Annotated in this window: 15 protein-coding genes and 1 pseudogene; 8 read left to right on the forward strand and 8 right to left on the reverse strand. The window is 71.0% G+C overall.

Annotation, left to right across the window (positions count from 1 at the left end; all coding sequences use genetic code 11):
• Positions 1-54 precede the first annotated feature (54 nt).
• The 8 genes and pseudogenes from ACGFYQ_RS32145 to ACGFYQ_RS32180 form a co-directional block, all read left to right on the forward strand.
• A complete protein-coding gene (locus ACGFYQ_RS32145) occupies positions 55-921 on the forward strand; it encodes a glycosyltransferase family 2 protein (RefSeq protein WP_393749696.1) in 867 nt (288 codons plus the stop codon).
• Positions 918-2,219 (forward strand): O-antigen ligase family protein, encoded by a 1,302-nt coding sequence (locus tag ACGFYQ_RS32150; protein ID WP_393749697.1) that lies wholly within the window; start codon positions 918-920, stop codon positions 2,217-2,219. Before ACGFYQ_RS32145 ends, ACGFYQ_RS32150 begins: the two co-directional genes overlap by 4 nt.
• Positions 2,209-3,210: a GDP-mannose 4,6-dehydratase gene (gene gmd, locus ACGFYQ_RS32155; protein ID WP_393749698.1), complete on the forward strand. Its 1,002-nt coding sequence runs from the start codon at positions 2,209-2,211 to the stop codon at positions 3,208-3,210. Before ACGFYQ_RS32150 ends, gmd begins: the two co-directional genes overlap by 11 nt.
• Positions 3,207-4,286 (forward strand): hypothetical protein, encoded by a 1,080-nt coding sequence (locus tag ACGFYQ_RS32160; protein WP_393749699.1) that lies wholly within the window; start codon positions 3,207-3,209, stop codon positions 4,284-4,286. The genes gmd and ACGFYQ_RS32160 overlap by 4 nt, the downstream gene beginning before the upstream one ends.
• Complete coding sequence (locus tag ACGFYQ_RS32165; protein ID WP_393749700.1) at positions 4,283-5,866, forward strand: oligosaccharide flippase family protein; 1,584 nt, start codon at positions 4,283-4,285, stop codon at positions 5,864-5,866. The genes ACGFYQ_RS32160 and ACGFYQ_RS32165 overlap by 4 nt, the downstream gene beginning before the upstream one ends.
• Positions 5,833-6,990, forward strand: coding sequence for a glycosyltransferase family 4 protein (locus ACGFYQ_RS32170; protein ID WP_393749701.1), 1,158 nt, complete (start codon positions 5,833-5,835; stop codon positions 6,988-6,990). Before ACGFYQ_RS32165 ends, ACGFYQ_RS32170 begins: the two co-directional genes overlap by 34 nt.
• On the forward strand, positions 6,987-8,012 hold the full coding sequence (locus ACGFYQ_RS32175) for a hypothetical protein (RefSeq protein ID WP_393749702.1): 1,026 nt from the start codon (positions 6,987-6,989) through the stop codon (positions 8,010-8,012). The genes ACGFYQ_RS32170 and ACGFYQ_RS32175 overlap by 4 nt, the downstream gene beginning before the upstream one ends.
• Before the next feature lie 73 nt (positions 8,013-8,085).
• Positions 8,086-8,373: pseudogene (locus ACGFYQ_RS32180) on the forward strand (transposase); the annotation flags it as partial.
• Here the strand turns inward: ACGFYQ_RS32180 and ACGFYQ_RS32185 are convergent.
• From ACGFYQ_RS32185 to ACGFYQ_RS32220, 8 genes are all read right to left on the reverse strand, one after another.
• Positions 8,265-10,109, reverse strand: a complete 1,845-nt coding sequence (locus ACGFYQ_RS32185; RefSeq protein ID WP_393749703.1) for a family 20 glycosylhydrolase — start codon at positions 10,107-10,109, stop codon at positions 8,265-8,267. The pseudogene ACGFYQ_RS32180 and the gene ACGFYQ_RS32185 sit on opposite strands and share 109 nt — an antisense overlap.
• Entirely contained in the window at positions 10,088-10,696 is a 609-nt protein-coding gene (locus ACGFYQ_RS32190; protein WP_393749704.1) for a hypothetical protein, read from the reverse strand. The genes ACGFYQ_RS32185 and ACGFYQ_RS32190 overlap by 22 nt, the downstream gene beginning before the upstream one ends.
• Before the next feature lie 275 nt (positions 10,697-10,971).
• Positions 10,972-12,021: an LCP family protein gene (locus tag ACGFYQ_RS32195; protein ID WP_393749705.1), complete on the reverse strand. Its 1,050-nt coding sequence runs from the start codon at positions 12,019-12,021 to the stop codon at positions 10,972-10,974.
• On the reverse strand, positions 12,008-13,132 hold the full coding sequence (locus ACGFYQ_RS32200; protein ID WP_393749706.1) for a glycosyltransferase family 4 protein: 1,125 nt from the start codon (positions 13,130-13,132) through the stop codon (positions 12,008-12,010). The genes ACGFYQ_RS32195 and ACGFYQ_RS32200 overlap by 14 nt, the downstream gene beginning before the upstream one ends.
• Positions 13,129-13,905, reverse strand: a complete 777-nt coding sequence (locus ACGFYQ_RS32205) for an FkbM family methyltransferase (RefSeq protein ID WP_393749707.1) — start codon at positions 13,903-13,905, stop codon at positions 13,129-13,131. The genes ACGFYQ_RS32200 and ACGFYQ_RS32205 overlap by 4 nt, the downstream gene beginning before the upstream one ends.
• Complete coding sequence (locus ACGFYQ_RS32210) at positions 13,902-14,705, reverse strand: WecB/TagA/CpsF family glycosyltransferase (protein WP_393749708.1); 804 nt, start codon at positions 14,703-14,705, stop codon at positions 13,902-13,904. The genes ACGFYQ_RS32205 and ACGFYQ_RS32210 overlap by 4 nt, the downstream gene beginning before the upstream one ends.
• A complete protein-coding gene (locus tag ACGFYQ_RS32215) occupies positions 14,702-15,805 on the reverse strand; it encodes an MraY family glycosyltransferase (RefSeq protein ID WP_393749709.1) in 1,104 nt (367 codons plus the stop codon). Before ACGFYQ_RS32215 ends, ACGFYQ_RS32210 begins: the two co-directional genes overlap by 4 nt.
• 23 nt (positions 15,806-15,828) lie before the next feature.
• Positions 15,829-16,860 carry an NAD-dependent epimerase/dehydratase family protein gene (locus ACGFYQ_RS32220; RefSeq protein ID WP_393749710.1) on the reverse strand — a complete coding sequence of 344 codons (1,032 nt, stop codon included), beginning with the start codon at positions 16,858-16,860 and terminating at the stop codon, positions 15,829-15,831.
• Between the last annotated feature and the right edge of the window lie 41 nt (positions 16,861-16,901).

Raw genomic sequence — 16,901 nt, forward strand, 5'->3', positions numbered from 1 at the left:
CTAATTTGTCTGGTTTGTCTGGCAACCATGGGAGCCTGACCGGAGGAGCCCTTCGTGCTGCCAGCCCATATCGCCGTGCTGATCACCAGTCACAACCGCCGCGAGAAGACCCTGTCCGCCCTCTCTGCCCTCCACCTGCAGCGCGGACTGCCCGAGGACACGGAGGTGCGGATCCACCTCGTGGATGCGGGCAGTACCGACGGCACACCCGAGGCGGTCCGAGAGGCGCACCCGCGGGTCGAGGTGGTGACGGCCGGCGACGACGTCTACTGGGGCCAGGGCATGCGCATCGCGAGCCGCAACAGCCACGCCGCGGGCCTGCCGCCCTGGGAGTACCAGCTCTGGCTCAACGATGACGTGGTGCTGGACCGGGACGCCCTCGCCGTCCTGCTCGACACCGTACGGGCCGTCGGGCCCGGCGCCGTCGTCGTCGGCGCGGTGCGCGCGCGAAACGGCGTGCATACGACGTACTCCGGACGGAGCGGCCGCGCACTCACCCTGGTCGAGCCCACAGGACGGCCCGAGCCCTGTGACACGTACAACGGCAATGTGGTGCTCCTGCCCCGCGCAGTACATGAACGGATCGGTGACATCGACAAGGTCTTCCGGCACGGCATGGGTGACTACGACCACGGCTTCCGCGCCCGTCGGGCCGGCATCCCCGCCTATGTGAGCCCACGCCACGTGGGCAGCTGCGACCGCAACCCGCCGGACACCGGCTCCCGCGAACCGGGCATCGGGGTGCGCGAGGCGCTGCGCCGCGTCACCTCGCAGCGCGAACTGCCGCCCCGCCAATGGTGGGTGTACTGCCGACGGCACGCATGGCCATGGGCGCCGTTGCTGATGGTCTCGCCGTACCTGAAGACGGTGGCGCTGGCACTGGCCGGGCGGCGCGTGGGGGGCGGGGAGTACCCGCGGTGACCGGGCCGATCGCGCCGGTCGCCGGGGGCGGCGCCCTGCTGCTGTGGATCACCGGGCTCGGCACCATTGCGGTGGCCCCCCTGGTCCCCCATCTCTACCACGGGCTCGGCACGGCAACCGGCGAACCCCTCTCCGGCCTGCGACTGCTCTTCTCCCAGGGCGTGATCCTGCTGGTGTCCGTCCTGGCGGCAGCCCTGGTGACCCGCGCTGTGTTCCAGGGCGCTGGGGCCGGTGCGCGCCCACCCAGGACCGGCCAGGGGCTCGCCTGGGCCGCTGTCGCGTTCGCTGCGGGCCCCGTCCTGTCGGCCGTGTTCGGCGAGCACGGCGCTCTGGACGCGACGGTGGTGTTCGCGCCGCTGCTGTTCGCCGCCCTCTACCTGTGCCCCCGCCGCCCCTTCCCCCAGGTGCTGCGCCAACTCCGCGTCATCTTGCGCTGTTACGTCTGGGGCAGCTTGCTCAGCATCCTGGTCGCACCGGGCTGGGCCTTCCTGTTGCCCGCCCACGGCGACGGGGGGCGGGACTTCCTCGGCCTCGGCTGGGGCCAGTTCATGGGCCTTGCCCCCAACCCGAACCATCTGGGGCCCCTGATGGCGGCGGCTCTGCTCCTCGAAGTCACCCCGGTGGGGCGGTGGCGCGCCCGTGCGATCCATGCGGCTGCCGCGCTCCTCGCCCTGACGCTCACCCAGTCCAGAACGGGCTGGATCTGCGCCGCCTCGGTGTTCTTCGTTCACGGCGCATGGGGCCGGACCGTGCTCCGCAGGCAGTTGCTCACCGTCTTCGGGGGCGCCGCCGCGCTGATGGTGCTGATGGCGGCCCCCGTGCAGGCCGCGCTCGCCCGGCTCGCCGCCGATCCGATGTACGGGGACTTCAACGGCCGCACCCTTGCCTGGCGGCTCGCCTACGACGAGTTCGAGCGCAATCCGCTGTTCGGTTACGGGCCCACTCTGTTCAGCCCGGCCCACCGACTGGAGCTCTTCGGCACCACGGACCACTGGATCGGCCAGGCGCACAGCCAGGTCATGCAAACGCTCGGAGGGTCCGGTCTGATCGGGTTCGCCGGGCTGTGTCTGCTGGTGAGCTCCCTGGTCGTACAGGCCCGGCGGGCCTCCGCGCACACCAGTGGCCTCTCGACCGCGCTGGTGACACTGCTGATCGTGGCGTGCACCACCGAGGCTCCGTTGCGCGCTCTCGGCGGACTGTCCGCCGCCGTACTGCTGCTCACCGTGGTGTGGTGCGTTCTGCTCCACGGAACCCCCTTCCCCACCTCCGCAACCCAGGAGCCGTCAGATGTCCCGTAGAACCGCGCTGATCACCGGCATCACCGGACAGGACGGCTCGTATCTCGCCGAACTCCTGCTCTCCAAGGACTATCTGGTGCACGGCCTGATCCGCCGCTCGTCCACCTTCACCACCCAGCGGATCGACCACCTCTACCAGGACCCGCACGAGCCGGACGCCCGGCTCCGCCTGCACTACGGGGACCTGGCCGACGGCTCCCGGATCGCCGCCCTCCTGGAGCACATCCAGCCCGACGAGGTCTACCACCTGGCTGCCCAGTCGCACGTCCGCGTCTCCTTCGACGAGCCCGAGTTCACCGGCACCACCACGGGTCTCGGCACCACCCGGCTGCTGGAGGCCATCCGGATGACCGGTCTGCCGTGCCGTTTCTACCAGGCCTCCAGTTCGGAGATGTACGGGATCACGGCGCCCCCGCAGTCCGAGACGACGCCCTTCCACCCGCGCTCCCCGTACGCCGCCGCCAAGGTGTACGCGTACTGGATCACCCGCAACTACCGTGAGGCGTACGGAATTCACGCGGTCAACGGCATCCTCTTCAACCATGAGTCACCCCGGCGCGGCGAGACCTTCGTGACCCGCAAGATCGCCCGGGCCGCGGCCCGGATCGCCCGCGGCGAGCAGGAGTTCCTGCACCTCGGCAATCTGGAGGCCCGCCGCGACTGGGGTTACGCGCCCGAATACGTGGACGCGATGTGGCGGATGCTCCAGTGCGACCGGCCGGACGACTATGTGGTGGCCACGGGCACCAGCTACAGCGTCCGGGACTTCCTCACCTTCTGCTTCGAGCGCGCGGGCCTCGACTGGGAGCGCCACGTACGGTTCGACGAGCGTTACTTGAGGCCCTCCGAGGTGCCGGACCTGGTCGGCGACGCGTCGAAGGCTGAACGCGAGCTGGGCTGGCGGCCGACCGTGCTGACCCCCGACCTGGCCCGCCTCATGACCGACGCCGAGCTGGGCGCACAGCTGCCCGAGGGGCAGGTGGCCCGGTGACCCCGCCGACCGTCCTCCACCTCACCAACGACCGCGAACCGCCAGGTCCGCGGCTGAGCTTCGGCGGCGCGTTCCGTGCCCTGGCCATCGACGGCGAGCTCACCCACGTGCCGCTCGCCCCCGCGGCGCTGCTGTCGGCAGGCCGCGCGGCCGCGCTGGCCGAAATCCTCCGGACCGCCGAACGGGCCCGCCCTGAAGTCCTGTTCGTCCAGACACCGGGCAACTTCCCCTGGACCGACGCGGATGTGGCGGACCTCCTGCGGCGCCTCGGCTCACCGACCGTCGTGATGTGGGAGGGCGACCCGTGGGGCGGACGCAAACCCGTCCTGCCCTCCATGGAGCCCTGGTTGCGGTACGCGGACACCGTCTTCACCCCTGGCCTCGGCATCCAGGCCCGTCTCCTGGGCAGGTACACCCAGCGGCCCGTGCGATACATCCCGCAGACCGTGCCCCATCGCCTCTGGGACGACGGGCCCGTCCCGGGCGTCGACGCCACGGCACACGACGTGATGCACATCGGCAGCTGCTTCGTGCGCTTCGGGATGTTCGAGCGGATCGACGGCGCTCGGGAGCGTCGGCGGTTCGTACGGTCCCTGCAGCGACTGCCCGGTTGCCGGTTCGCCGTGCACGGCCACGGGTGGCGCGGCCGTGGCGCACTCGGACCCGTCCCGTTCGACGATCAGGTGGACGCCCTGCGCACCGCCCGGATCAGCGCCAACTGGGACCACTTCCCCGGCCGCGACGGCTATTTCTCCAACCGGCTGCCGATCAGTCTGTTCGCGGGACGGCCGCACGTCACGACCAGGCCCCTGAACACCGGCTGGCTGCCGGGCCCGGAGTGCGGCCTGCACCTGGTGGACTCCCCCGCCGAAGCGGTCGACCGGGTCACCGAACTGCTGCGCGCCGGCCCCGCACAGCTGCATGCCGCCGGACTCGCCGGGCACACGTGGGTCCGTACCCGGCTCACCGAAACCAACGCGCTTCGGCACATGCTCACCCGCCACCTGGCTACCGTGCCCGCACCGCGCGCCGACCCCTGGCAGGAGATCGCCGCGATGGACGCCATCGGCGTATGAGCGCAGCCACGCGCAGCCTCGGCTGGAACTACGGCGGCTCCGCGCTCGGAATGCTGTTCCAGCTCGGCTACACGGCGATCGCCGCGCGCCTGGTGTCCCCCGACCACTTCGGCGCGTACGCCACCGCGTGCAGTGTCACCGTCCTGCTCGGCTACGTCGCCAACTCCGGCCTGGCCACCTGTGTGCTGCGCGCCGAGCAGCTCACCAGGTGCCTGTTGCGTACCGTCTTCACACTCGCCGCCGCCTTCGGCCTCGTCTGTTTCTGCGCCGCGCTGCTCGCCGCCCCGCTGCTCACGGCGGTCTGGGAAGACCCGCAGACGGCCGGGATACTGCGCGTGCTGGCGGCGCAGTTCCTGGTCCAGCCGGCTGCGCTGGCGGCGGTCGCTGCACTGCGTAGACTGGAGCGTCCTCGTACGGCGGTACGCGCCGAACTGGCGGGCCAGATCACGGGATCGGCCCTGGCGCTGACGCTACTGCTGGCGGGCTGGAACCCCTACGCCCTGGCCACCGCGTTCCCGCTGTCCGCGGCCTGCACCCTGGTCCTGGCCGCCTGCGCCCTGCTACCCGAACGGCGCCCCTCCCCGGCCGCCGCACGGCCGTGGCGCCGGCGTCCCCGCCCGGCGTCCGCGGCGCAGGCGCCGACGGAGCACGGCGCACCGTCGGTGCCCGCTGCGCCCGCACGGCTGCCCGTCGGCCCTCCCGTCCCGGCCCGCGAACTTCTCCGCTCCTCCGGCTTCTTCACCGGGTACGGCCTTGTACAGTCCGCCACCAACAACGCCCCGCTGTGGCTGGCGGGCGCCACCCTCGGCGCCGCCGCGGCCGGTCACTACTCACGGGCCGCTCTCCTGACCGGTATCCCGCTGACCGTCCTCGCGCAGGGCCTCCACCGGGCCGTCACCCCGGCGCTGGCCGACGCCCGCGCGGCCGGGAGGATTCCTCCGCAGGCGGTGCATGACGTGCTGTGCTCGGCATCCGCCGTGGGACTGATGGGCCTGGGCGCGCTCGCCGGTCTCGGGCCGGCCGCGCTGCTCCTGCTGCTGGGGCCGGCCTGGGAGACGGCCTCGAGCCTGGTTCCGGTGCTCGCCGCCGGGGCCGCACTGTGGATGCTCTGCTCCACCGCGAGCTCCGTCGACACCGTCCGCATGGACACCAGAGCCCTGCTGCGCGCCCAGCTCGCCGCCATCGGCGCGACCGCGCTGATGCTCTGCTTCGCCCGGGCGTACCACAGCCTGTTCCTCGCCGCCTGCGCCACCGTGGTCGCCCCGCTGGCCGGTCATCTCGTCCAGCTCGCCCACTGGCATAGCGCCAAGGTCCTCGGTGTACGTCCGCTGCTCTTCGCGCACGCCGTGCACGCGACGGTCGGCACCGCACTCGGTCTCTCGGCCGCGCTCGGCCTGCGCTCCCATCCCCCCCACTACGGGCTGCTGCTGGGCCTCGGCGCCATGCTCCCGGTGGCCCTCGCCTGCGCCGTGCTCCGCACCCGTCTGCCCGTCTATGCCACGGCCCGCCGCCACGGTCTCGTCAGATCCCATCCGAGGAGCCACCCATGCACATCGGCCTCGCAGGCCCCGTCGATCTGACCCCCCTCCAGCACCTGCTGCCCGCGCGGCTGCCCGCCGTCTACAGCGGACCGTGCACCGGCTGGCTCGCCAGGACCTGGCTGGAGCAGGGGCACCGACTGACGGTGTACGCCCTGAGCGGCGCCGTCACCGGGCGGCAGGTGTACAGCGGCAAGGGCATCGACCTCGTCGTCGTACCGCAGCGCGCGCGGGCCAGACACCGGCTGAAGGACTTGTTCCGCGCCGAACGCCGAGGGCTCGCGGCCGCGATGCGGGCTCACCCCGCCGACCTGGTCAGCGCCCACTGGACGTACGAGTTCGCGCTGGCCGCGATCGCCAGCGGCCTGCCCTCCTTCGTCACCGCCCACGACACCCCATTGCGCTACGCCTGGGAGATGCGCAGCGCCTATCGCTGGCTGCGTCACTCCATGGCTCTCCCGGCCGTCCACCGCGCCACCGCGCTCAGCGCCAACAGCCCCTACACCGCGCGGCATCTGCGCCGGGTGCTGGGTGTACGACGGCCCATCGAGGTCATCCCCAACGGGGTGCGGATGGAGCATCTGCCCAGCGCCACGGCGCCGCCCGACGCCGCCCCGGTGTTCGCCACCGCCGTCCAGGGCTGGGGGCCGCTCAAGAACACGGCCACGCTGCTGCGCGCCTTCGCGCTCCTGCGGGCCGAACTCCCGTACGCCCGGCTGCTGCTGTGCGGCGACGGACACGACGCGCGGGGACCGGCCCGGCAGTGGGCCGCCGCACACGGGCTCACCGTCGGGGTCGAGTTCGCCGGCCCGCTGGCGCACGACACCTTGCTGCGCCGGATCGCCGCCGAGGCCCACGTCCTGGTCCACCCGTCCCGTATCGAGTCGTTCTCGATGATCACAGCCGAGGCGATGGGCATGGGGCTCCCCGTCATCGTGGGCGAACGCAGTGGAGCCGTACCCTGGGTCGCCGGGGACGGCGGCCTCGCCGTGGACATCGACTCGCCCCGGACGCTGGCCGACGCCATGAGCCGGCTGGCCTGCGACCCGCAGTTGCGGGCCCGGCTCGCGACGGCGGGGCGCCACCGGACGGCGGGCCGCTTCGAGCTGCGGGACGTGGCCGCCGCATACACGTGCTGGTTCGCCACGGAAGGCAGCCGCCCGTGACCACCATGCCCCTCGTACTGCAGATCAGCAATGAACCCGAGCCCTTCGGCCCGCGCACCCGCTTCGCGCGTGCCTTTGAGGACCTCGCCGATGCGGGCCTGCTGCGGTACGCGTGCGCCGTCCCCGCCGCCGGGGACCAACTGCCCTCCTCCCGTCCGGACCTGGTCTTCGTCCAGTCCCCCCAGTCGTTCCCGTGGACGAACCGGCATGTCCGGAAGTGGTTGCGGACCGCCGGGGAGCCGCCGGTCGTGGTGTGGGAGGGCGACGCGTGGGGAGGGCTCACCAAGCCGTTGCGCGAGCGGAACCTGGCGTGGATGCGGGCCGCGGAAGAAGTCTTCAGCGTCGCCGCGGGTGGGCAGGCCGCGATGCTGCGTCGGGCCTGCGGCCGGCCGGTGCGGTACGTGCCGCACGTCGCGCCGCTGCATCTGCTCGCCGCACCGCGCGGCCCGGAGCCGGCCGGGGGCGGAGTGACGCTGGTCGGCAAGCGGCTCACGTACCTGGGAATCGAACTGATCCCCGATGATCGCGAACGGACTTTGTTCGTCAAGGAGTTGCGCAAGGTCGCGGGAGAGCGGCTCTCTGTGTACGGCAGGGGATGGCGAGGCCCCTGCGCACGCGGCCCCGTCCCCTTCCCCGAGCAGCTCACCGTCATGGAAGGGGCGTTGATCAGCGCCGGCTGGGACCGCTATCGCAAGCACACCGGGTACTTCTCCGACCGGCTGCCGATCGCGATGTGCGCCGGCCGGGTCCATGTCACCTCCCGCCAGCCGGGACTTGGCTGGCTACCGGGTCCCGACCGCGGCCTGCACCTGATGGACACCCCGCGCGCCGCGGCCGGGCGGGTCCGGGATCTGCTTCGCCGTGACCCCGAGGAACTTCTCGTGCAGGGACGGTGGATGAGCGAGTGGGCCCGTGCCCGGCTGACCGAACGCCAAGCCCTGCTCCACATGCTCTCGCCGTACATCCCGCTGCCCGCCCCGCCCGCCGACCCGTGGGCCGGGCTCACCGCCCTGGACTGCTAGGGCCTGTGTGATGTCGTGATCAGTTGCTGGGTTTTGCCTTCCTCGTGGGGTGGAACCCGGTAGGACATTGGTCGTGACGCGCAGGCAACTCACAGATCCTCAGTGGAAGTTCATCGAGCCTAACCTCCCGATCGGCAGGTTCGGCCCGTACCACGAACGGCTGCGGGAACACTTCGAGGGGGTGATCGGGCGGTCCCGCTCCAGCGGCCAGTGACGGGAGATGCCCTCCGAGTTCGGCCCCCGGGCCACCGTCTACGGGCGCTTCCGAGTCTGGCGGGACGCCGGCGTCTTCTCCGCTCTGCTGGAAGGCGTGATCGCCGAGGCGGCCTGCTCGGGGAGAACGGACTTGTCGCTGGTGGCGTCGTCGGAGAGCTGGATCTGGAAGGACTTTCCGTACGCCGCCTCCCAGCGCAGCACGACGCGGCCGACGCTCCGGGTGGTGCCGAGGTCGACCTGGAGCCACTGCGGGTCGCTGTAGGCGCTGGACCAGCGGGTGGCGGGGTCGCCGTCGGTGGCCGACGCCGCAGGGAAGTTCGCCGTCTCGGTGCTGGAGGCGGTGGTCGGACGGCCCAGGGCGAGGTTGCCCGGCTGTGCGGGGCCGGGCCAGGCGGGGTTGTGCCCGACGGCCGCGACGAGGGGGGTGAACGCGGCGTACGTCGCCGCGGGCTTCGGCGATCCCCAGGTCTGCTGGGCCAGTGCGCGCAGCGGGTACATGATGCCGGCGGCTATCTGTTCCTCGGTCTCGGCGGTGGGGCTGTCGCACCAGACGTGGATCACCGAGCCGGGGTTCTTCGCGGGGTCGGACAGGGTGTTGCCGCCCTCGAAGCGGTCCGGGGTCCAGGTGTCGTACATCCACTTGGTGTCGGACTTCGGGCCCCCGAGCACGTAATAGGTGGGGGTCCAGGACTCGTTGGCCACGACGTGCCCGGCGTCGGCCAGCTGCTGGGGGGTGAGGCCGTAGGTGTACCAGTACTCGACGATGATGCCGGGGTGGGGGCGGAGGGTCCCGTCGCCCGATTTGATGCCGTCGTTCCACATGCGGGTGGTCTTGCCGCCCGCCCGCACCAGGTCGTCGGCCCAGTTGACGAACCCGTAGTAGGTGTCCTTGGCGGTGGCGTTCGCGCCGTAGTGGGCGCGCGCGTAACTGAGCAGCTGCGGGTACTTGTTGTAGTCGGTGCTGTATTCGTCCGCGCCGATGTGCCAGTACGGGGCCGGGAACAGCGGCAGGTACTCGCCCACCAGGTCCTTGATCAGTGTGTACGCGCCGGGGAGCGAGAGGTCGATGAAGTCGTTGCTGACGGCGCCGGAGCTGCTCTTGAGCTTGAGTTCGGGGTGCGCGGCCAGGATCGCGTTCATGTGACCGGGGGTGTCTATCTCCGGGACGATGGTGACGTGGTACTTGCGGCCGAGCTCGACCAGGTCGGCGATGTCCTGCTTGGAGTAGTGGTCGGTGGAGACGATCTCCGGGTGGGTGGAGCTCTCCAGACGGAATCCGTACGTGTCCGACAGGTGGAAGTGGAAGTAGTTGAGCTTGAGGTAGGCCAGCTCCTTGATGTGCTGCTTGAGCCAGTCGACGGTGAAGAACTTCCGCCCCTGGTCGACCATGAGCCCGCGCTCGGCCTTGGCGGGCCAGTCCACCGCCGTGCCGGCCGGCACCGAGGCGGAGCGGCGCAGGAGCTGGAGGACGGTGCGGGTGCCGTAGAACACGCCGGCGTCGGTCCCGGCCTGGAGGGTGAGAGCCCCCGCGACCGACATCCGGTAACCCTCCGCGGGCAGGGCGGCGCCACCGAGACCGAGCCCGATGTCACCGGCGGCCGGGCTCCCGGTCACGACGGCCACGCTGCGACCGGCCAGCGATCCCAGGTCCTGGGCGAACGTGGCGGCTTCGTCGGCCAGTTGGGCGGCGGAGGACGGGTCGACGACGATGCGGGTGGCGTCGGTGAAGGTGTAGGTACCGGTGCCGGCCGTCCATTGACGCAGGGCCGGTATGGTCTGCGGCGGCCCGGCGGCCGCCTGGGCGGGGCCGGCGCCGACGCCGGGTATCGCCAGTGCGAACACCGCGCACGCGGTGGCGATCAGCAATCTGAGCAGACGCATGGCTGCCTCCAGCCGGGTATGGCCGAGCGGAGCATGTGGGGTGCACCAGTGCAGCGCAGCGCGCCGAGGTGGTCTCCTGAAAGCGTGAGACGCATCTTGTTCCTCGTGAGCTGGACGTCATCGGCACTGACACCGGCCGCATCGGCGATCCGCTGTCTGACACCGTCCACTTCCGGATCGACATCGTCATGAAGCACCACATCGACCGCATGCTCCTGTGAATCCACTGCCGCCGTGGGTGCGGCCAGGGCGGCCGGATCGGATTGCAACCCGCCTGGCCGAAACGAAGGGGCGATCTTGAAGCCCTCCAGATAAACATCCGCCCAGGCCACGAAGGGCAAGGCCCGGACGGCACCGAGGTCGACAGGCCGGGACCCGCACAGATAGGTGCTCTCCGCAACGTACTCATGGATCACTACGCCCAGCTCCGCGAGCTGCTCCCTCTCCTGCACCGAGGGGATACGGGTGGTCTGGACGAGGAGATAGTTGGAGGCGGACGCGTCCTCCGAGACCAGCGAGGCGCTGACCAGCGCGTGGGACTGCCTCAGCGGATCGCTGGTCACACCGTTGATGGTGATCCGGGCCATGGCGGGCTCCAGGTATGTGCGCGCGACTGAAACGATGACATCGCGTGTCCATCGAATCACTTTGCGTCACACATCGCATCTTCTGTGGCGGAGAGACGTGCCATGCCGGTGGCAGGCCCTCGGACGGCCGACGGCGCCACTCAACTCATGGATTCCGCACCCCTCTGTGGCTGCCCGCTCCCGGCCACCAGGGCGTGTACACATCACGCCTTCACCAAACCCGTCAACGACCCACGCTCGTCGAGGGCCGCCAGCAGCAACTGATCACAACCTCACTAGGAGTCGGAGCCGTCCAGAAAGGACCGGCCGGACGGGTCCTTCTCGTACGCGTTGTAGACCTTCGGCAGCGGCCGGTCGTCGCGGATCGCCCGGAACAACGCCTCGGCTTGATCCTCGACCATCGTGTACCGGCCCCGCTGATCGGGGTGCTCCACGCTCGGAACGGTCAGGATCTGCGTGCCGCTCGCGGGGATCGCCCGCGCGCTGTTCACCAGCCGGTAGAGCTCGTCCAGCGAGTCGAGGCCGGGGTCTGCCACCAGAGAGGACGTCGCCGCGTCCAGCAGCGGATACAGCTTGGTGGGGTTGGTCAGCACTCCGTCGCTCTGCGCCTTCGTCAACAACTCCCGGATGAACTGCTTCTGCCGCTCCACCCGTTGGAGGTCGCTGCCGTCGCCGACGCCCACCCTCGTGCGTACGAACACGAGTGCCCGTTGCCCGCGCAGCACCTGCCTGCCTGGCTGGAGCGTGATGTTGTACTCAGGCTCACGGACCTTCTCGGACACGTTCACCTCCACGCCCCCGACAGCGTCGACGACCCTTCTGAAGCCGGAGAAGTCGACGACGAGATGGTGGTCGACCGGGATGCCGGAGAGGTCCTCGAAGGTACGGACCGCACAGGCGGCCCTGCCGAACTGGAAGGCCCAGTTGAACGGGGCGTGCTGGGCAGTGCTGCGGGAGCCGTCCGGCTGCAGGCAGCTGGGGATGTCCACCACCAGGTCCCGCGGCACGCTGACCACGGAAGCCCGGCTTCGGTCCGCGGAGAGGTGGATCAGCATGGCGGTGTCGGAGCGTTCGCTGCCCCAGTTCGCTTCCTTGTCCGAGCCGAGCACCAGGATGTTCTGGGCCTTGCCGGGCGCGGGGCGGGGCCGCTTGCCGTGGTCTGCGGCGAGGGCCCGGGCGGCGGCCTCGTCGGTGCGGATGTTGCCGTCGATCCGCTGGTAGAGCAGCCAGCCGGCACCTGCCGTCACCGCGAACAGTAGGACGGCGCCGATACCGAGCCGTCTCAGGACCTTGCGACTGCGCCACCAGCTCTCAGGTACCGGCATCGATCAGACCCTCCACTCCGTCGGCAAATCGCTGTGCCATTGACTCGACCGTGTACAGCTCGGCATCCGTCCGGCAGGCGGAAAGCAGCCTGTCGTAGAGTGCGGGCCGGGTGAGCAGATCCGCGACGGCCGCGCTGTACGCGTCCAGGCCACCATCCACGACGAGTGCGTTGCGGCCGTGCTGCAGATACTCGAACTCGGGCCCGTGCGCCGCGTGGGTGGTGGTGACCAGGGGCGTGTCCAGCGCGAACGAGTCGACCGCGGCGAGCCCCACCGCGCCGGGCACCAGCAGGACGTCGGCGACAGCGCCGAGCCGGGCCTTCTCCTCAGCGGTGGCCGTCCCCACGTACACGACGGGACCGCCCGCACGCTGGACTTCCTCCACCAGGTGTCGCTGTGCCCCGTCGCCCGCGACGAGCAGCCTGAAGCCGGGCAGCAGTTGTGCAACCCGGCCGGCCGCCGTCAGCAGGAACGGGATGCGTTTGGCGGCGTCGAGGCCGCCGACGTACAGCGCGGTACGGCCGGGGCGCAGCCCGTACGACTGCCTCAGGGCCGAGAGTTCGGTGCCGGGGATACGGGAACGGGCTGCGACCAGGGCCCTGGTGTCCACGGTGTTGCGGACCGTCGTGACCCGCTGTTCGGGGAAGCCCTCGCCGATGACGTGCCGGGCGCCCGTCTCCGTATAGGCGAAGAACCAGCGGGCCCGCTGGGTCAGAGCGCGCTTGGCTGCGCGCAGCGGGGCCGGGTGGCTGCGCGTGTATGTCCCGCCGTGTCCCCACAGCCCGACGGGTGGGCCGCCACGGCTCAGCAGTGCGCGGTAGTTCTCCAGGCTGTGCAGGGACTGCCCGAGGACCAGGGCGTCGCAGTCGCGGGCGAGGGGGCCCAGGCCCCGCCAGACGAGATGGCGGTCGGCCAGGCGGAAGGTGCGCTGCGGCAGTAGGACCGATCCGGCAAGGGGGCAGGCGTCGGCGCGCCGGATGTCCTTGCCCCAGGGTCGGCCGTGGGCGATGGTCAGCTCGATGTCTCGGCCGGCGAGTTCGCGGGTCAGGCGTTCGTAGAAGGCGAGGCGGTAGCCCGGCACGTACTGTTGGACGACGACGGCTCTTCTCATCGGGCCGCCCACGCCGCCTGGGCCGGCATGCGCAAGTCCTGGGCGGCGGTGTCCGCGCGGAAGAGCACCAGGTCGCACTGGAGCATCTGGCCGGTGCGCGGGTCGGTGAACCCGGGCACGACGGACATCAGGGTGAGGCCCAACTCGCCCTGGGTGAGGGCGAGGGCGTCGTCGAAGAGCAGGCCGTCCCGGTACAGGGGCACGAAGGACGTCTCGGTCTGGATGCCGACGCACTCGCTCGCGTACCGACCGGCGCCGCGCAGCACATGCGCCTCGTACCCCTGGACGTCCATCTTGAGGAACACCCGCTCGCCCGGGGCGACGATCTGCTCCCACAGTTCGTCGAGGCGGCGGATCTCGGCGGTCTGTCGGCTCAGGTAGGCGGCGTGCGGGGCGGCCGCGCGGTGGCGTTCGAGCATGGGAAGGACGGAGCTGCTCGCACCCGCGTTGCCCGCGACGTTCATGACAATGGTGCCGGAGTGGTCGCCGAGCGCGTACGGCAGGACCGTCCAGGCCGGGTCGGACGCCGCCCTGCGCTGGAGTTCCGTGCGCGGGCCGGTGAGCGGCTCGAAGGAGACGATACGGCCGCGGTAGCCGGAGCGGCGGAGCATCGTGCCGTAGCCGCCGGCGTGTGCACCCGCGTCAATGACGAGGCCGACATCGAACTTTCGGAGCAACTGCACGAGTTGCTGACCGCTCCAGCTTGCCGGATAGCGGGCGATATCGATGCCGAGGCGCTGCATGGCGCTGCGCGCACGGTGAAGGAGGGTCACTGTCGTGCTCCTTTGTATGCTGCCCAGAGGAAACGGGGATGCCCCCACAGCACCCGGCGCCACAGCCGGCGCGGTTCGCTGCAGAGGCGGAAGAGCCATTCCAGGCCGTGTCGCTGCATCCACAGCGGGGCCTGCGGCTTGTTGCCGGAGACGAAGTCGAAGGCGGCGCCGACGGCGGCGAACACCGCGGTGTGTGCGGCGGCGAGCCGGGCGGCCTCGTAGTCCTGTTTGGGGGTGCCGAGGCCGAGCCAGACGATCTGGGCGCCGCTCGCGCGGATCCGGTCGAGCTGCGACTGCCGTTCCCCGTCGGTCGGTTCGCGGAACGGCGGCGACTCGGCGGCGACGATCAGGGCGCGCGGGAAGCGGGCGAGCAGCTCGGCGCCCAGCTGTTCCAGTACCGCCGGGGTGGAGCCGAGGAGGTAGTGGCGCAGGCCCACGTCCTGTCCGGTTCGGAAGACGTCCAGGAAGAGGTCGGGGCCGTACACCCGCATCGGTGGCAAGGAGCGGCTCCGGTGGACGATCCGGTTGGCCCACACCACCCCTTGTCCGTCGGGGAGGTTGAGCGTCGCGGTCCGCAGCACCTGACCCAGTCGCGGGTCCCGGTCGGCGAGGGCGAGGGTGTACGCGTTGCAGAGGTGGACGTCGGCCGCCACGCCCTCGGTTGCGAGCCGGACGACCGCGGCGGCCGCGGCGGCCGGAGTCGCAGCGGCCACAGGAACCCCGGCGCACAGGACGGTGGTCAGGCCGGTGGACACGTCCGTGCGCGTTGTGGCCGGCAGGCGCACGTCCCTGCCCGTCACCTGCTTGCCGTATCGATCGCCCTGGCAGCACGGGGTCTGCCAACGGTCCGGCGGCCTCGGCCCCGGCGCGGGCCAGTTGGTCGGCGAGGCCGGCCAACCCCGCCGGCCCCGTACACCGGCACCCTGAGCAGTCTGCCGAGGGCCAGAAGCGTGGCGACAGCCAGCGGCAGTACAACAAAGGGCGACAGCCAGACGTGGTGGATCAGCAGCCCGATGACCGTCCCGACGAACGCGGTGACGCCCAGTACCACGGCCGTTCCCCGCACCGTCAGCCCGAGCCGCTGGAGCCGGTGCGCGATGTGGTCGGTGCCGCCGAGCAGCAGCCGGCGGCCGGCCCGGCGCCGGGAGACGAGGACGAGCGCGGTGTCGGCGGTGACGACGAGGGTGAAGGCGAGCAACGCGCCCATGGTGCGGGCCGGGGTGTCGCCGGTGTGCAGCAGTACGGCGGCGGAGGACAGCACGAAACCGGTGAACAGCGAGCCGCAGTCGCCGAGGAAGATCCGGGCGGGATGCCAGTTGTGCAGCAGGAAGCCGGTGAGGGCGGCGGCCAGTACGCAGAGCAGCAGGGCGAGACCGGTACGGCCCTCGGTGATCGCGCAGATGGCGAGCCCCAGTGCGGTGACGGCAGCGACCGTCCCCATTGCTCCGTCGGAGTTGTCCAGCAGGTTGAAGGCGTTGGTGACGAAGACGATCCACAGCACGGCGAGGGCCCCGGTCAGCAGCCCCAGTCCGCTGCCGTACGCGACGGCACCCGCGGCACCCGTCTCGACGACGAGTCGCGCCCCGGGCCCCAGCGGCCGCAGGTCGTCGAGCAGTCCGAGCACGGCGACGGCGGCTGCGACCGCGAGCAGCGTGCCGACCTCGGGGCCCAGCGGCGCCTGCCCGGTCCACAGTCCCGAGGTGGTCACGGCGAGGGTTCCCGCGGCCACCGCGACCCCGCCCAGATGGGGGGTGGGGCGAGTGTGCGCCTTGTGCGCGCCGGGCCGGTCCAGGAGACCGGCAGAGGCGTGTCGCCACCGCAGCGCGAGGGCACGTAGGAGTTCGGTCAGTACGGCGGTGAGCAGCAGGGCAGTCGCTGCGGCCGCGAGCGCGTAGGACACGGTGAAGGTCCTCTCAGACCAGGTCAGGCCGACACCGACACCGACACCGGGGCCGGTGCCGGTGCCGGCACCGACATCGGCACGCGCTCGGCGCGCGCCTCGGCGATGGTCGCGTCGAGGATGTCGTCGAGGGTGCGCTGCGGCCGCCAGCCGGTGAGGTTGCGGATGCGTGCGGTGTCGGGCAGCCGGCGCTCCATGTCCTCGAAACCCTCGCCGTACGCCTGGTGGTAGGGGACCAGCCGGATGTCCGAGTTGCTGGCGCTGCGTGCGATGACGCGGGCGGCCAGCCCGGCGATGGTGGTCTCTTCGTTCGTACCGATGTTGAAGACCTTGCCGACCGCGTCCGGGTGGGCAAGCAGTCGCAGCAGCGCGTCGACGACGTCGGCGACGTGCGCGAAACAGCGCTGCTGCGTGCCGTCGCCGTGCACGGTGAGCGGTTCCCCCTCGACGGCCTGGCGCACCAGCCGGGGCACGACCATCCCGTACGCGGGGCTCTGCCGCGGTCCAACCGTGTTGAACAGCCGTACCACGATGGTGGGCAGGCCCAGTTCGCGGTGGTAGGCGAAGGCGAGGATCTCGTCGACGGCCTTGGCGGTGGAGTACGACCAGCGCGCCACGCTCGTGCTGCCGAGGATCCGGTCGGAGCCCTCGGCGAGTGGTCCCGAGGAGTTCTTGCCGTAGATCTCCGAGGTGGAGGCGACGAGCACCTTGCGGCGATACCGGTGGGCCGCCTCGATGACGGTCTCGGTACCGCGGAGGTTGGTGGTGAAGGACTGGAGAGGCCGTTCCACGATCAGCCGGACGCCGACGGCGGCGGCCAGATGGATCACCGTGTCGCACCGGCGGACCCATTCGTCCACGAGCAGCTGGTCGAGTACGGAGCCATGGACGAATCGGAAGTGTGGATTCCGTCGGGCTTCGTCCAGGTTCTTCTCACTTCCGGTGGCGAGGTTGTCGAGCACGACGACCGCATGGCCCTGCGCGAGCAGGGCGTCGGTGAGATGTGAGCCGATGAAGCCGGCACCGCCAGTGATCAAGTACGTCGAGGGATTCATACGCCGCCTGTTCGGTTGCGGTATCCGAGTGATGCGGAACG

Source organism: Streptomyces sp. NPDC048258, from assembly GCF_043201995.1.
Taxonomy (GTDB): domain Bacteria; phylum Actinomycetota; class Actinomycetes; order Streptomycetales; family Streptomycetaceae; genus Streptomyces.

Bases quoted from the DNA above. Each gene is read 5' to 3' on its own strand.
- gmd (WP_393749698.1), top strand. From the start codon at position 2,209: ATGTCCCGTAGAACCGCGCTGATCACCGGCATCACCGGACAGGACGGC.
- ACGFYQ_RS32165 (WP_393749700.1), top strand. From the start codon at position 4,283: ATGAGCGCAGCCACGCGCAGCCTCGGCTGGAACTACGGCGGCTCCGCG.
- ACGFYQ_RS32170 (WP_393749701.1), top strand. From the start codon at position 5,833: ATGCACATCGGCCTCGCAGGCCCCGTCGATCTGACCCCCCTCCAGCAC.
- ACGFYQ_RS32185 (WP_393749703.1), bottom strand. From the start codon at position 10,109: ATGCGTCTGCTCAGATTGCTGATCGCCACCGCGTGCGCGGTGTTCGCA.
- ACGFYQ_RS32190 (WP_393749704.1), bottom strand. From the start codon at position 10,696: ATGGCCCGGATCACCATCAACGGTGTGACCAGCGATCCGCTGAGGCAG.
- ACGFYQ_RS32195 (WP_393749705.1), bottom strand. From the start codon at position 12,021: ATGCCGGTACCTGAGAGCTGGTGGCGCAGTCGCAAGGTCCTGAGACGG.
- ACGFYQ_RS32200 (WP_393749706.1), bottom strand. From the start codon at position 13,132: ATGAGAAGAGCCGTCGTCGTCCAACAGTACGTGCCGGGCTACCGCCTC.
- ACGFYQ_RS32220 (WP_393749710.1), bottom strand. From the start codon at position 16,860: ATGAATCCCTCGACGTACTTGATCACTGGCGGTGCCGGCTTCATCGGC.